Raw genomic sequence first — 15,800 nt, forward strand, 5'->3', positions numbered from 1 at the left:
TCGGAATGAGAAATCCGCTCGCTTATTGCAGTCTGGGGAGTTGATAGTTGCGGTCGGCCTGTTCATGGGGATCGGGAAATCCTCCCGGAGCTCCGCTGAAAGATGGCCTCCTCCCCAGCCTTATCCAGCACTCCCCGCGTGGAAGACTTTCAAAACGACCTTGCCCTGGTCGGTAGCATCGCTGCCGTACCGAATATCCTCGATGTGGTGTGCCGCACCACGGGAATGGGCTTTGCCGCGGTGGCGAGGGTGACGGAGGACCGCTGGATCGCATGCCGCACCCTCGACAAGATCGGCTTCGGCTTGGGACCCGGCGATGAGTTGAAGGTGGAGACCACCATCTGCCATGAAATCCGCCAGCATCAGGAACCGGTGGTGATCGATGAAGTGGCGGGCGACCCTGCTTTCTGTGATCACGCCACTCCGAGGATGTATGGCCTGCAGAGCTATATTTCCGTCCCGATCCTTCTCGCGGACGGTCGCTTCTTCGGTACGCTCTGCGCGATCGATCCAAAGCCCGCGAAGGTGAACACCCCGGAGACAATCGGCATGTTCACGCTCTTCGCTGAACTCATCGCACAGCACATTGACGCGGGAGAACGCGTTGCCCTTACCGAGGCCCGCCTGCAAGCGGAGCGGGAGGCTGCCCTGCTCCGGGAACAATTCATCGCGGTGCTGGGGCACGACCTGCGGAATCCGCTGGGGGCCTTGTCTGTAGGAACCTTGGTCTTGAAGGAATCCGCCACGGATGAGCGGGCGCTTACCCTGCTCGCGATGATGGAAAAGAGCGTGGCCCGCATGTCCGAACTGATCGAGGACGTGATGGACTTCGCCCGTGGCAGATTGGGCGGAGGCATCATGCTGGACCTGCGAAGCGACGTGCCGGTGGAAAAGGTGCTAGGCCAGACGATCGAGGAAACCCGCTCGCAGTGGCCTGACCGCGACATCGAGGCGATTTTCTCCGTGGATCATCCGCTCTCCTTTGATCGCCGGCGCCTTTCACAACTCTTCGCGAACCTTCTGGGAAATGCGATCAAACACGGGAAGCGGGATGCACCGATTCTCGTCCGGGCCTGTAGTGGAGATGGCAATTTCGAACTCTCCGTGACCAATGCGGCCGACCCGATCCCGCTGGAGGTGCGGGATCGCCTGTTCCAACCTTTCACCCGCGGTGGCAAGACCGAGTACCAACAAGGCCTCGGCTTGGGGTTGTATATCGCCTCCGAGATTGCGAAGGGTCATGGCGGCTCCCTGGAGGTGAGTTCGGATGAAGACGCCACGACGTTCACTTTCCGAATGCCGGCTAATGGCGCGCTGCTGCCGGGCTGAGGATTGAAAAACTCTGCCGGCAGCCCCCGTTCTGCGGAGGATGAAATCCTTCCTCCCTTTTCTTTGCTGCGGTCTCTCCCTTTCCGCGCTCGCAGGGGCTGCCGGGAAGGAGCGCTGGGTTTATCTGCCCGCGAATTTCCAAGTGGATGCAGAGGCGGATCGGGTGATCGGACTTTTGGAGCGGGCTGCCAAGGTGGGTTACACGCATGCTCTGGTTACGGATTCGAAATTCTCCCGTTTGGAGACAGTGATGCCTTCCTACGGGCCGAATGTCGCCCGGGTAAAGGAGGCGGCGGATCGCTTGAAAATGGAGGTCATCCCCTGCGTCTATCCGGTCGGGTATTCGAATGACCTGCTTTTTCATAATCCGAATCTGGCTGAAGGGATACCGGTGAAAGACGCCCTTTTCGTAGTGAGCGGCGGGGAGGCGAAAGTGCAGGCGGATCCCGCGGTCAGCCTGCCCGGTGGTGCAATGGAGGATCGCTCCGGTTGGGATTTCATCGATGAATCGATCGTGGCAAAAGACGGCTACCTGATCTCCGGGCCCACGGACTCCAATGCCCGGATCTCCAAGAGGGTGAAGGTTGCGCCATGGCGGCAATACCGGCTTTCGGTGAAGATCAAGACGCAGGGCTACAGCGGATCTCCTCCGGAAATCAAGGCGTTGGCGGGCGAGAAGTCGCTGCAGTGGACAAACCTGAAGACGGAAGCCACGCAGGATTGGATCCGGCAGGATGTGACCTTCAACTCGCTCGGGAACTCGGATGTGGGCATCTATTTCGGGGTCTGGGGCGGACATCAGGGAACCTTGATGTGGGACGAGGCGTTCATCGAGGAAGCGGGCCCGGTGAACCTGCTGCGTCGTCCGGGCACTCCGTTGGTGATCCGGAAGGACGGCGGCGCGGTCCTCAAGGAAGGGTCCGACTATGAGCCGGTGACCGATCCGCTGATGGGGACGAAGCCATGGTCGGGCGAATACACGGCATGGCATGAGGCTCCCGGGATCCGGGTGCCGAGGTTGAAAGACGGGGAAAAACTACGGGTCTCGTACTATCACACCGCGGTGATCCACGATGGTCAGGTCTCCGGCTGCGTGGAGGAACCGGAGTTCCAGAAGCTGCTGCGGGCGCAGGCGAAGCAGGTGGCGGAGCTCTGGACGGCCCCCGGGCATTTCATGAGCCACGATGAATGGCGCGTGCTTGGCTGGGACCGGGCCTGCGGCAAGGGTAGGACGCCCGGACAGATCGCCGCGGCGAATGCCCGGATGTGCACTTCGAATTTGAAGGAGCTCGCGCCTGGAAAGCGGATCCTCGTGTGGAGTGACATGTTCGACCCGCACCACAATGCGGTGAAGGAGTACTATCTGGTGAATGGATCGCTGGAAGGTTCCTGGGAAGGCCTCGCCTCCGAGGTGGAGGTGATGAACTGGAACTTCGGCAAGCGCTCCGAGAGCCTGGCCTTCTTCTCGAAGCGCGGGCACTCCCAGTTGATCGCGGGTTACTATGATGATGCGATCGCGAACGTGGGTGCCTGGCTGGATGCGGCGAAGGACACGGAGAAGGTAAAGGGCTTCATGTACACCACTTGGCGGAACGATTATTCCAAGCTGGAAGAAGTGGCGGGGATTTTGGCGGACAAAGGATGGTGAAGATCGAGACGAGCCAGGCTTTGCGCATATAGGTGAGGCGACCGGGCCGCTTTCCGATTCTGACCTTCTCCATTGCCCACTTGCCGGGCTGGGGGCGGGCGGATAGATAGCAGGGCATGCGCAGCCTGATCCGCGATCTGCTCCTCTCCACCGCAACTGCCGAGTCGATCCATGCCGCCGGCTGGGTGCGGACTCGCCGGGATTCGAAGGGCTTTTCTTTCCTCGAGCTTAATGACGGCTCCTGCATGGGGAATCTACAGGTGATTGCGGATGCAGGAATCCCAGGATCGGAGGATCTGGCGAAGATGAGCACCGGTGCGTCGGTATCGGTCGAGGGCAAGCTTGTAGCCTCGCAAGGCGGAGGGCAGGCGTGGGAAGTGCAGGCAACATCGATCCGCCTGCTGGGGGAGGCCCCCGACGACTTCCCGTTGCAGAAGAAGGGGCATTCGCCGGAATTCCTTCGCAGCATCGCCCACCTTCGTCCGCGGACGAATCTCTATGGCGCCATGTTCCGTGTGCGTAGCCGCATGAGCCATGCAGTGCACCGCTTCTTCGCGGAACGGCATTTCCATTACATCCACACTCCGATCATCACGGCTAGCGATTGTGAAGGTGCCGGAGAGATGTTCCGCGTGACGACGCTGGATCCGGTCGCGGGAAAGGCGAAGTCGTATGCCGAAGACTTCTTCGGCAAGGCGGCGCATCTCACGGTGTCAGGGCAGCTTGAAGGAGAGCTTTTTGCCTGCGCGTTGGGGAACATTTATACCTTCGGGCCGACCTTCCGCGCTGAGAACTCGAATACCTCACGCCACGCGGCGGAATTCTGGATGATCGAGCCGGAGATGGCTTTCTGCGATCTGCAAGGAGACATGGACTTGGCTGAGTCGATGGTGAAGTATCTCGTCAAAGAGGCGCTTGATGGTCAGGACGGCGACTTGTCGATCTTCGAGAAGTTCGTGGACAAGGGGCTGCGTGAGCGCTTGGAGTTCGTGGCGGATAATCCTTTCGAGCGCGTCTCCTATACGGAAGCAGTGGAGATCCTGAAGAAGTCAGGGAAGAGCTTCGAGTACCCGGTGGAGTATGGCTTGAACCTGCAGAGCGAACATGAACGCTGGCTGACCGAGGAGCACTTCAAGAAGCCGACCACGGTTTTCAACTACCCGAAGGAGATTAAACCCTTCTACATGCGTCTGAATGATGACGACAAGACGGTGACAGCGATGGATCTGTTAGTCCCCGGCATCGGTGAGATCGTTGGCGGCAGCCAGCGCGAGGAGCGATTGGATGTCTTGATCGAAAACATGGAACGCCATGGCCTCTCGATGGAGGACTACGCATGGTATGTGGACACCCGGAAGTACGGGACCGTGCCTCATGCGGGTTTCGGCATGGGCTTCGAGCGGATGCTGATGTTTGTGACCGGCATGCAGAACATCCGGGATGTGATCCCGTTTGCCCGGACGCCTGGTCATTGCGAGTTCTAGCCCCGCGACGGGTGTTAGGAGAGGAACATATGTGCCTCGTTCGGAGGGCGGCCCAAAAGTGATGCGTGGAGCCGGGCATTTTTGTGCCCTCCCACCCTTGCCTAGTGGGCGGCTGGGGGCTCGGCGGCGGAAATGAAGTTTGTGGCCAGAACCACCCCAAGGAGGGGGTTGACAGGCGCAAAAAAAATTCTGGAGGAGCGCAGAATCGGGTTGTCGGACAACTTTTTGTGTGTATTTACATCCGAAATCTAAGTTGTCCGACAGATTGATGAAAAACCCAAGTCTAGACACGAATGGAGCGCCGCGGCGTCGCGGGGCGTGTCGGAATCGTCATAGGGGCTTCGCCCTTGTCGTTTCCCTAATGCTGATGACGCTGATGGTGATGCTGGCCTTAAGTCTTTTGACGCTTTCCAGCACCTCGATCTCCACTTCCGGACGGAATACGGATCTGGCGATCGCGAGGTCGAATGCCCGATTGGCCCTGTCGATGGCGATCGCACAGCTTCAGCGGAGCACCGGCCCGGACCAGCGGATCACGACCACGGCGGACCAGCTCAGCGGATCGGATCCGGACAGCAGCTCGTCGGCAGAGGAACGCAGGCATTGGACGGGAGTATACAAGTCTTGGGCTGCGGGTGTGACCAACCGGCCTGGTCCGGACTTCATGACTTGGCTGGTGTCCGGCGATCCCGACACGGTAGAGCGCCCGGAACTCGCGCAGGGGAGCGGCGGGGACTCGATCGAATTGGTAGGCAAGGGAACTCTCGGTGATGCCCGCGACGGCAAGGTCGAGGTGCCGGCTCTGCGCGTGCAGGATCAGAATGGCGGCAGCGCCAGGATCGCTTGGTGGACGGGTGACCAAGGAACAAAGGCAGCGCTGGCGACCCCTCCCGTTCCGGAAAACCAATCGGTGGCGTCGGTTCGTGGTTCCTTGCAGGGAGCACCGCGGAATGCCGTGGAATTCGCCGAGGCAGACCAACAGCGGCCCTTCCAAGATCTGGAACTCAGCGACGCACGCATCCCGAAGGTGACGGGGTGGAACCAAGCGGCATTTCTTGCCAGCGACAAAGATGCACCGCGGGCTCTCTTCCACGATCTCGCTCCGTTTTCGACCGGGCTGATGACGAATGTCCGTGCGGGTGGTTTCCGGAAGGACTTCTCGATGTATCTGGAGAAGAGCGCTTCCCAAGCACCGAGTGCGCCCCTTTATCGGGTTGGAAACCAAGCGGGTATCAACGAGTCAGAACTCTGGCTCTACTATAACCTGCACAAGGAACTGAAGACCCGCGGCCGCTTCACCTACACCACAGGCGGCACGATGTCTTCCTCTGCCCCGTATTTTCAGATTGAGGGAACCATGGCAGCAGCACTTGCCGATGCTGAATACTTCTACAAGCAGCCGCAGATCGTAAGCTATCAGACGGTAGTTTCTTTCCAGGTTCGCAGCGCCAACCGCCTGTCAGTGGTGATCGATCCGATCGTTACCTACTGGAATCCGCTGGATGTGCCGGTGGTAATGACTCCTGCCTTCAATTCGATCAAATACTGGCAACTTCCCTATGACATGAAGATCAGCGTGGGTGGCCGCACTTACATGACAAGCATGCGGAAGGCCACAGGTTCCCGCTCGGGCACCGATGACGGCGCCTATCAGTATCTCACCCTGGTCGCGGGGAAGGTGCAACCGATCGTGATGAAACCGGGTGAGGTGATGATGATCTCGCAGGGTCCCGGGACCACGACCCAGCCGATGACGAGTTCCCTGAACTACGTGGATGGCCGCGCGGGATGGAATTTCGGCGGGGGCTACGCGTTCGAACTCGTGACCGGCACGGATGCCTCGGGCAACAAGCAATACATCACGGTCACCGGCGCGGAGACGCTGAGCTATGAGATCAATCCGAACAGCGAGATCTCCGGAGGAAGCCAGCAATGGTCGGTCAACCATCACGAGACCTATTACAAGGAAGACCGGAAGGAGAGGGGCGAATCGATTGGCATCGGCGGCGTTTTCGTGGACTACATTTTCGCGCCGCCCTACAAGGAATCGAGCCCGAAGCCGCCTACCAGCCGCATGAGGGCGTCCGGACATCCGGCAGTGTTTGCAAAAATCAAGCCGGCCGATACCCGGCCTCTCAGTGGGTCCCAACTCGCCGAGAAGCAGCCGGTGATGATCTATTCTTACAATGCGAAGACGGAGAATGCTTCCGATCGCGGGGGGCGGGTGTTCTCTCGCTTCAACCCGAAGGCGATGGCGGTGGACTTTTCCGATCTTTCCGCCGCGGAGCAGGACGTGATGCCCTTCGAGGTCCAGATCCAGCCTCTGAACAGCTGGCGGAATCGCAGTCTGGAAGTGAGCACGAATGGCAATGGTTATTTCGGCGGCGGGATGAATGCGGAATTTGGCACCTCATTCATCAGCACTCACTCGGTGCCGCGGGAGGCCATCGTCTCGATGGGGGCCTTCCAACATGCCTTTGCAAACGGATTTGCGGTCAACGCCCCGCCGGATGGCTATGCGATCACGAACGTGCGTTTTCCCATGCTGCCCCATGTGAGTCATCCGATCGGGAACTCGCTGGCACCCTCCGTGATTCCGGCCGGATCTACCCAATCGAATCTGGGTTCCCGTCCGATGGCAGATCATTCCTATCTGGCAAACCAAGCGCTGTGGGATGACTGGTATCTCTCCGGCATGGCTCCGCAGACTTCGACGAATTTCAGCCCGCGCCGGGCCCAGAAGCAGGTGGCGGAGGATTTCCTGAACGGCACCACGCCGCTTCCTGTAACGCGCTACATTGCCGACCTGGGCGGCCGCGAAACATCGGATCTCATGTCGGAGCTCTTTAGCGGCACCAACCCGACCACTGGATCCACCCAGCTTACTGCGACCCTGCTACGCGTTGATGGTCTCTTCAATGTGAACTCGACTTCGGTGGAAGCTTGGAAGGCCGTGCTGGGTTCCCTCAAGGGTCGCCCGATCGTAGTGCGTGATGCGAGCGGGGGAGAGTCCGTGAAAACCGATCATGATGACGGTGTTCCGGTGTCCGGCCTTTTCGCGCCGCAGGATGTTCTCGCCAGTGGCCAGGGAAACGTCGACGTGAAGGAGCCGAACCAGTGGGTGGGCCGTCGCACCCTGACCGGCGAGGATATTGATTCGTTGGCCAAGGCCATCGTGCGGGAAGTGCGCAAGCGCGGTCCTTTCCTTTCGCTGGCGGATTTCGTGAACCGCCGCGTGGGTAGCAACAAGGAGTTGGCCCGAGCCGGAGCGATCCAAGCGGCTCTCGATTCGAAGGAAGTGAGCGTGAATGCCGCTTACAATAGTGGAGACCGTGCGGTCTCTGGCACCGCCGGTACCTTCGCCTTCCCGGAGGCTGAAACCGGGCCGAAATCCTATGGTATCCCCGGTATCGTAAAGCAGGGCGATATCCTGACACCGATCGCTCCGATTCTTTCCGTGCGCTCGGATAGCTTCATCATCCGCAGCTACGGGGAATCGGTGGACAAGGACGGCAAGGTGCTGGCTCGTGCCTGGTGCGAGGCAGTGGTGGAACGGGACAAGAATTTCGTGGATCCGTCGGAGAAAGTGGAAACCGCGATCGCCAATCTAAGGAGCGAGGCAAACAAGACCTTCGGTCGCCGTTACCAAGTTGCTTCGTTTCGCTGGCTTCACCCGGATGAAGTTTGATAGATCCCCTTTCATGATGCGTCTCCTCATGATTTTCACCCTTGCGTGTTCCTCTTTGCTCCATGCGCAGGAGCCTGGTGCTTCCGATCTGAAAGTCCGCTTTTTGGCCGAGCGAGCGCCTGCCGGACTTGGCGATGTGGTGGTTGCCACGGAGAAAACGAAGTCCGCGGCCTTTGCTCTGCCCACGAACTTCGTCTCTCCTCCGGTGGTAGCCCCTGCCCGAGCCTTCGAATTGCGTGCGACCGCCAAGGACGTGGTGCTGGCCAAGGTAGCGCTGCCGGATGCAGGCAAATCCTTCATCGTCCTGCTTCTGCCGTCGCCGAAGGGAGGCTATCAGCCCGTGGTTGTCCGTGCCGACGATCCGGCCTTCAAGGCCGGTGACGTGTATTTCTACAATCACGCCGACAAGCCGGTTCTCGGCTTCGTGGGCACGGCAAAGTTCGTTCTGGAGCCAGGCAAGGGCCAGACCTTGCGGCCGGCCGGTGCCCGCCCGGAGAAGTTCTACGACGTCGGGTTCGGCGTGCGGGAGAAGGAAGGGGATCGGGCCCTGAGCAACACGCGCTGGCCGGTAGACAACAAGCAGCGGTCCTACATTTTCTTCTTCAATAACGCGACGACCAAGCGGGTCGATTATCGCGCGGTGGACGAATTCGTGGAGCCCGAGAAGCCCGCCCCCTGAGCGGGCGGCCGGGGTTATGTAATTCCTGCTCGCAAGAATCTGCATTTTTTCGCGTAAATGCAGGACAGATCATGACCCCAAACCCACTTCAAGCCGACCGCCGGGCCTTTTTGAAGGCTGGCACCATCGCCGCTGCCGCCTCGTCGCTGCCCTCGGTCTTGCACGCGCAGGGATCCCCGAATTCGGAGATCAAGATCGCACTTGTAGGCTGTGGCGGCCGCGGGAGCGGTGCGGCCGCCCAATCGTTGGCCGTGCCCGGCACCAAGCTGGTGGCCATCGCGGACGCCTTTCCGGACAATGCGCAGAACGCGGCGAACGCGCTGAAGCAGCAGTTCGGCGACAAGGTGGACCTGCCGAAGGAGCGGATCTTCGCGGGATTCGATGCCTACAAGGGTGCGATTGATGCCGCGGATGTAGTGCTGCTTTGCACGCCTCCGGGTTTCCGTCCCGCTCACTTCGAGTATGCGGTGCAGCAGGGCAAGCACGTCTTCATGGAGAAGCCGGTGGCTGTCGATGGCCCCGGCATCCGCAAGGTGATCGAGGCCGCGAAGGTGGCCGAGCAGAAGAAGCTGAAGGTGGTCTGCGGCCTGCAGCGCCGCTACCAGAAGAGCTATCTGGAGACGCTTGCGAAGATCAAGGAAGGCGCGATCGGTGATTTCGTCTCCTCCCAGGTCTACTGGGTGAGCGGCGGTGTCTGGGTGCGCGATCGCAAGGAAGGCATGAGCGAGATGGAGTACCAGATGCGGAATTGGTACTACTTCAATTGGATCTGCGGCGACCATATCTGCGAGCAGCACGTGCACAACCTGGACGTGGGCAACTGGTTCAAGGGTGCCACTCCCGTGAAGGCGGTGGGCATGGGCGGTCGCACCAAGCGCGTTGGCAAGAACTACGGCGAGATCTACGATCACTTCTACGTGGAGTATACTTACGCCGACGGCTCGGTGATGAACTCGCAGAGCCGCCACTGGGACGGCGTGTGGTCGAAGGTGAGCGAGACAATCGCCGGCACCGAGGGCACGGCCTATCCGGGCATGATCAAGGACAGGGCTGGCAAGGTGGTCTGGCGCTTCCGTGGCCAGGACAACAATCCTTACGAGACCGAGCACGAGGTGCTCTACGATCACATCCGCAACGACAAGCCGATCAACAACGTCCAATACACGGCGGAGAGCACGCTGACCGCGATCCTCGGACGGATGGCTTGCTATACCGGCGGCGAGGTGACCTGGGACCAGGCCTTGAATTCGACCTTGGACACCATGCCGAAGACCTTGGCTTGGGATGCCAACCCGGGGCCGCAGCCGGGTCCGGATGGCATGTATCCTTGCCCGATCCCGGGCGGCGGAACCTTCGCTTGAGGCGAAGTACTAGATTTACGGTAGTTGATCGACCTTCCCTGGCGAAAGCCGGGGAAGGTTTTTTCGCGCGGGGACTTAGAACTCCTGGGCGCCTTCCTGCTCCTTCTCGTTGGCGCGGCCGCTGGACTTGTAGCTATCGATGCCGTCGACCATCCACTGGAATTGATCGGGATGCTTTTTCTGGAACTCCAGGTATTCGGCCTGGAGGCCATCGACGCGTTGCTGGAGATTTTCAGCGGTAAGCTTCACGCCGTAGTCGGCTCCGGGCCCGTCGATCGGCCAGCCCATGATGCGGGCGAGCATGACGTCACCGAGCGCCTTGCGGGCGTGAGTGCCATCGAGGAACCAGTGCATCCGTCCTTTCGGATTCGTCGGCAGGGGTTCGCAATTGAGCTCGTGATAGTCGTTGAAGTCCCAGATTTCCGTGGGAGGAGCCTCGGGATGGGCCTTATTCGATGCCTCGACGATTTTCACCAACGCGGCACGATCGGTGAGGAAGCCGGGATCGGGATCACCTGAGTAGCGGTAGACGCTGATGTAGGTGGCGTGGTTCGGCGGGATAAGGATCTTGAGGGCGACCTTGTGGGTCTTGCAGTCCTCCAGGATCTGCTCGGTCAGCCGCATCTTCTCGGCATTCGGATGAAGCATGCCACCGGATGCCTCGGCGAGTTTCAGGCGACGGGCGGATCCCTTCATCGCGTGAGGGATCGCGTCGCGTCGCATTCCGGCCGCAACGTTGTCCTTGTCCTGGTGGCGCAGGCGGTGCCCTTGCGGGGTGTATTCGGGAAGCGTGAAGCCCGGTTTGTCGCGCTCGAACCAGTAGCCGAGCGTCTTCATGGAACTCTGGAACGTGGAGACGCCAGCCACGTAGCGGAGCTCGCGTTCCACTGCTTCACCCTTCGGGTTGAAGGGTGATTCCATGTAGCCGGTGGTGCGGATGCCACTGCCTGCACCGCTGATGTCTCCGAGGTCGATGCCGACGATCGCGGTTTCCAAGGGACAATGCTCAACCGCATAGCGGAGGATGCCCGCCGTTTCGGGCAAGGTTCCGGCGCTGACCGCGAGGTTCACCGCGGGCTTGCCTTCCCATTGGGGAAGCATGGGATCCAGGGCGATGTCCATGCGCGAGGAACCGAAGAAAGCGATCTTCCATGGGACCGAGCGCGCGATGCCCGCCTTGCCGGTGCGCTGCTGGCGGTAGATCGGCCGGTATTCCGCGAACTTCTCGTTGGTCCACGGAGTCGGCGTCACCCACAGGGGATTGATCCAAGTATTGAAGCTGGTGAAAACGACGAGGATTCCGCCCGCGATCCCGAGGATCACGCGGTTGAATTTCCGGTAGGGCTTCGGGCGCAGTCCGGGCATGTCGTCAGAATTGGAAGTAGATGAACTCGCTGACCTTGTCGAATTCGTAGATCGAACCCATGACAAGGATCACGATGAAGACGGTCCACTGCCAGGTGGGCCGCCATTGCCAAATGCGGCGCGGGCCGGGCGTGCTGGTTTTTCCAGTCAGTCCGCGCAAACCAAAAGCCGGGAAATAACGCCGCAGGATCTGCTGTGAATTCGGCAGGAACCATACGATGGCGATGCAATATGCCGCGCGCAAGCCCCAGCGCCCCTTCACTTCGGAGAGGGCGGCATTTGGCCAAGCGTCAAAGCCATTGAAGCCGAACATCGAGGCAAGGATGGAATGAGTGGCCCGAAGGGCCTCCTTGGCGGAGCCGCCCGCAGCGAGCTCGAAGGCACCCGCGCGGAAGGGCACCCACGCGGCGACCACCACCACGAAGGTCATGAAAATCGCGATGGGTTTCGGGATGGCAGGGATCGAGAGCTTTTTCCGGAGGGCGAACCATGCGTGATTCACGCAGAGGAAAAGCCCGTGCATGCCGCCCCAGAGGATGTAGGTCCATCCGGCACCGTGCCAGAGGCCGCCGAGGAGCATGGTGATGAGCAGGTTCGCATAGCGCAGGAAGGGTCCCTTGCGATTGCCGCCGAGCGAGAAGTAAACGTAATCGCGGAGGAAGCGTGACAGGGTGATGTGCCAGCGGCGCCAGAAGTCCACGATGGAGGTGGCCTTGTAGGGCGAGTGGAAGTTTACCGGCAGCTTGATGCCGAACATCCGTGCCGCGCCGATCGCCATGTCCGAGTAACCGGAGAAGTCGAAGTAGAGCTGGAGGGAGTAGGCGATGGCTGCTGCCCACGCTTCGAGGATCGTCAGGTCCCGTCCGCCGGTAGCCGCCACCACGCCGAAGAGCGGGTTCGCCACCATGGCGAGATTGTCCGCAAGGACGACCTTCTTGAAGAGGCCCATCGCGAAAAGGCTGATGCCGACCGAGAGGTCCACCGAGCGCCGCGAGGGACTCACTGTCCGCTGGATCTGCGGCATGATCTCATTGTGGTGGACGATGGGTCCGGCAATGAGCTGCGGGAAGAAAGTGACGAAGAGCAGGAAGTCCAGGAAGTTGTACTTGCTGGTCTTGCCCCGATAGGCGTCGACGAGGAAGGCGATCTTCTGGAAGGTGAAGAAGGACAGGCCCAAGGGCAGGACCACGTCGGGGATATTGAAATGTCCACCGGTCAGCGACTCGAAGGTGCGCTCAAAGAGGCCGATGTACTTGTAATAGAAAAGAACCGACAGGTTCGCGATCAGGCCGAGCGCCAATATCCCGCGTCCCTTCGCGGTGTAGGTATGGGCCGCCAGATAACGGCCGATCCCGAAGTTGATCATGCAGGAGGTGCAGATCAGGATCAGGTAGAAAGGAGTCCACGGCTTGCTTGGATCCGGATTCCACCAGCCGTAGTAGACCAGGCTCATCAGCACCAGCCAGCCCATGGCCATGCGCTGGTTACTGCGGCGCAGCAACTGGAACACCACCAGGGTCAGCGGCAGGAAGACCACCAGGAAGGTGTAGCTATTAAAGAGCATGGATCGGTGGGACCGGTGTGGCGGTTAGAACTGGAAATAGATGAATTCGCTGACCTTGTCGAATTCGCGGCCGACCCCGTAGAGGATGGCGAGGGTGAAGAAGGCCCAAGGTAGGGTGGGGCGCCAATGCCACCAGCGGCGTGGTCCCGGCCGCAGTTCGGGGAACTCGCGGAGGCCCAGTGCGGGCAGATAGCGCTTCATGAACTGCTGGGTGTTCGGGAAGAACCAGCAGAGCACGAGGCCGGCGATGATCGGCTTCAAGGCGCGGTCGCCCTTTACCGCCATCATCGAATCCGGGGGCCAGCCGGTCCAGCCGTTGAAGCCGAACATCGAGGCCAGCATGGTCTTGGCGGCGTGGAAATCATGGGCACGGAAGAAGACCCAGCCGATGAGCACGGCGAAGAAGGTCATGCCGATCGCGACCGGGGTCGGAATTTTCGGCAGGGACATCTTCTTGCGGAAGGCGAACCATGCGTGGTTCAGGCAAAGCAGACCGCCATGCAAGGCTCCCCAGACGATGAAAGTCCATCCGGCACCGTGCCAGAGGCCGCCCAGCAGCATGGTGATGAAAAGATTGATGTAGCGGCGGCCGGGACCCTTCCGGTTGCCCCCGAGCGGGATGTAGAGGTAGTCCCGCAGGAAGCGGGAGAGGGTAATGTGCCAGCGGCGCCAGAAATCGACGACGGAAGTCGCCTTGTAGGGCGAGTGGAAATTCAGCGGGAAGCGGATGCCGAAGATGCGCGCGGAGCCGAGCGCCATGTCCGAGTATCCGGAGAAGTCGAAGTAAAGCTGGAGCGTGTAGGAGATGGCTCCGGCCCATGCCTCCAGCATCGTCGGATCCCGACCGTCGGCCGCGGCCATGTCGAAGATCGGTGTGGCGGTGCGGGCGAGGTAATCGGCCACGACCACTTTCTTGAAGAGACCCAGCGCAAGCAGGGTCACACCGACGGACATGTCATTCGAGCGGAGGCCGCGGTGCTTGTTCCTCGCGAACTGCGGCATCATTTCCCGGTGATGGATCAGCGGGCCCGCGATGAGGTGCGGGAAGAAGGTCACGAAGAGCAGGTAGTCCGTGAAGTGATACTCCTCGGTGAGGCCCTTCCATGCGTCGACCAAGTAGGCGATCTGTAGGAAGGTGAAGAAGGAAATGGCCAGTGGCAGGGTGATCTCCGCGATCTGCCCCGGCCAGCCGGTGAGATGGGTGGAGATGTCCGCGAGAAAGCCGGCGTACTTGAAATAGGCGAGCGCTCCGAGGTTCAGCGCGATGCCCAGGCCCAACATCACCTTACCGGGCTGGCTATGTTTTAGCGCCGAGAGCTTCCGCCCGAGAAAGTAGTTGAACGTGCATGATGCCAGGATCATGAGCACGTATTTCGGGCTCCAAGGTTCTTCCGGGTTCGGGTTCCAGACCCCGTAGAAGATCAGGGATGTCACCACCAGCCAGCCGAGCGAGAGCCTCAGCTTGCTTCCCCGGAGCAGGTGGAACCCCAGAGCCACCAGCGGCAGGAAAAGCAGGAGGTAGGTGTAGGAGTTGAAAAGCATGCCGGTCGCCGGGGCGGAGGTTTTTCCAATCGGGGGGAGGCTTTGTCGAGAGTGAAAGGGATGGCCGGGGTGGGGTGGGGTTAAGGTGTTTGAAATCAGGAGGCTGGCCGGGGTCGTTTCCCGGAATCTCTTCCAGTGGTCCCCTTCGGGTAACCGCTGGCGAAAACTTCGGAATCGTGGGGCGGAGGAGCGCCTGTTCCGCCTGATAAAACAGGGAAATTAACAGGCGGCCACTTTTGCCTCAGTGCCGCGAGGGCGCTTTGACCGAGGTATAGAGGAGCGCCCGATTTTCCGGAATCCATCCCAGTGGTCCCCGGGTTGCCGCCGCGTTCACCCGTGGAGGCCGAGCCAAGGCACGGGAAGGAGTTTTTCCGGTTCCTCGATGCTGTAGCCGAGTGCGTTGGCGCGGGCCTCGAACTTCTCCGGCATGTTGACGAAGGAGGGCTTGATGCGGTTGAGGAGGGAGCGCTGTTCTTCGCGGAAGGTCTCGAAGTACTTGGCGTTCACATCCGGCCGGACCTCGTGCTTCAGCTCCACGCGGGGCATCTCCAGCCAATCCGTGAGCAGATCGAGGGTGGGCTTCGGGGATTGCACGAATTCCTCGTAGCGGAAGACCGCTAGGTGCTTCAGGTGGCTCATGTCACTGAGGAAGCGCTCGTAGCAAATGATCGAGTGTTCCAGCAACTCGGGGATGCTAGTCTTGCTCCATTTCCGGGTGGCGTAGGAAACGGCCAGCGGGTGGCGCAGGATGACGATGAAGCGGGAGCCGGGGTAGAGGGCTTGGAAGAAGCGCAGGCGGACGATGTTCGGCGGGGATTTCTCCAGCAGGAACTGCTTCGACATGTCCCAGTGCTTCGACCACTCTTGAAAGAGCTTGTCGGCATTGGCCGGAGTCGCCAGCGCATGGGTCTCATCCATGTGGGATCCCTTGTCGAAGCCGAAGCGGCCGGGCCCGCCATAGACGCTGGCGCGGGGATAGACGGTCTGAAGGAACTGGCCCTCGTCCTGCGGGAAGCCGGTATTGATGAAGCCGGTGGCGACCGGGCTGCCGCGGAGAATCTCATGCACCAGCGAGGTCCCGCTGCGATGCAGGCCCCCGATGAAGACGAATTGATGCGAGGTCATGAGTGAGAGGGAAAA

The 15,800-nt window shown here is 60.5% G+C and carries 10 protein-coding genes; 6 read left to right on the forward strand and 4 right to left on the reverse strand.

The genetic code is table 11. The features are described 5' to 3' along the window. Window positions 1-102 precede the first annotated feature (102 nt). From HHL09_RS18370 to HHL09_RS18395, 6 genes are all read left to right on the forward strand, one after another. Window positions 103-1,329 carry a GAF domain-containing sensor histidine kinase gene (locus HHL09_RS18370; RefSeq protein ID WP_169456086.1) on the forward strand — a complete coding sequence of 409 codons (1,227 nt, stop codon included), beginning with the start codon at window positions 103-105 and terminating at the stop codon, window positions 1,327-1,329. Between the two features lie 40 nt (window positions 1,330-1,369). Continuing rightward, the gene (locus tag HHL09_RS18375) at window positions 1,370-2,977 is read left to right on the forward strand and encodes a glycoside hydrolase family 20 protein (RefSeq protein WP_169456087.1); all 1,608 of its coding nucleotides are present in this window, start codon (window positions 1,370-1,372) and stop codon (window positions 2,975-2,977) included. Window positions 2,978-3,093: 116 nt separating this feature from the next. Beyond that, window positions 3,094-4,461, forward strand: coding sequence for an asparagine--tRNA ligase (asnS, locus tag HHL09_RS18380; protein ID WP_169456088.1), 1,368 nt, complete (start codon window positions 3,094-3,096; stop codon window positions 4,459-4,461). 361 nt (window positions 4,462-4,822) lie between these two features. After that, window positions 4,823-8,149 (forward strand): helix-hairpin-helix domain-containing protein, encoded by a 3,327-nt coding sequence (locus HHL09_RS18385; RefSeq protein WP_169456089.1) that lies wholly within the window; start codon window positions 4,823-4,825, stop codon window positions 8,147-8,149. A gap of 13 nt (window positions 8,150-8,162) precedes the next feature. After that, window positions 8,163-8,828, forward strand: coding sequence for a hypothetical protein (locus HHL09_RS18390; protein WP_169456090.1), 666 nt, complete (start codon window positions 8,163-8,165; stop codon window positions 8,826-8,828). 71 nt (window positions 8,829-8,899) lie between these two features. Further along, window positions 8,900-10,189, forward strand: coding sequence for a Gfo/Idh/MocA family protein (locus HHL09_RS18395; RefSeq protein ID WP_169456091.1), 1,290 nt, complete (start codon window positions 8,900-8,902; stop codon window positions 10,187-10,189). 75 nt (window positions 10,190-10,264) lie between these two features. Here the strand turns inward: HHL09_RS18395 and HHL09_RS18400 are convergent, their stop codons facing one another. From HHL09_RS18400 to HHL09_RS18415, 4 genes are all read right to left on the reverse strand, one after another. Beyond that, window positions 10,265-11,554, reverse strand: coding sequence for a hypothetical protein (locus HHL09_RS18400; RefSeq protein ID WP_169456092.1), 1,290 nt, complete (start codon window positions 11,552-11,554; stop codon window positions 10,265-10,267). Between the two features lie 4 nt (window positions 11,555-11,558). Next, on the reverse strand, window positions 11,559-13,118 hold the full coding sequence (locus HHL09_RS18405; RefSeq protein WP_169456093.1) for an MBOAT family O-acyltransferase: 1,560 nt from the start codon (window positions 13,116-13,118) through the stop codon (window positions 11,559-11,561). 24 nt (window positions 13,119-13,142) lie between these two features. Then, complete coding sequence (locus HHL09_RS18410; RefSeq protein WP_169456094.1) at window positions 13,143-14,660, reverse strand: MBOAT family O-acyltransferase; 1,518 nt, start codon at window positions 14,658-14,660, stop codon at window positions 13,143-13,145. 330 nt (window positions 14,661-14,990) lie between these two features. Beyond that, window positions 14,991-15,785 (reverse strand): sulfotransferase family protein, encoded by a 795-nt coding sequence (locus tag HHL09_RS18415; RefSeq protein WP_169456095.1) that lies wholly within the window; start codon window positions 15,783-15,785, stop codon window positions 14,991-14,993. Window positions 15,786-15,800 lie beyond the last annotated feature (15 nt).

It is taken from the genome of Luteolibacter luteus, from assembly GCF_012913485.1.
Taxonomy (GTDB): Bacteria; Verrucomicrobiota; Verrucomicrobiia; order Verrucomicrobiales; family Akkermansiaceae; genus Haloferula; species Haloferula lutea.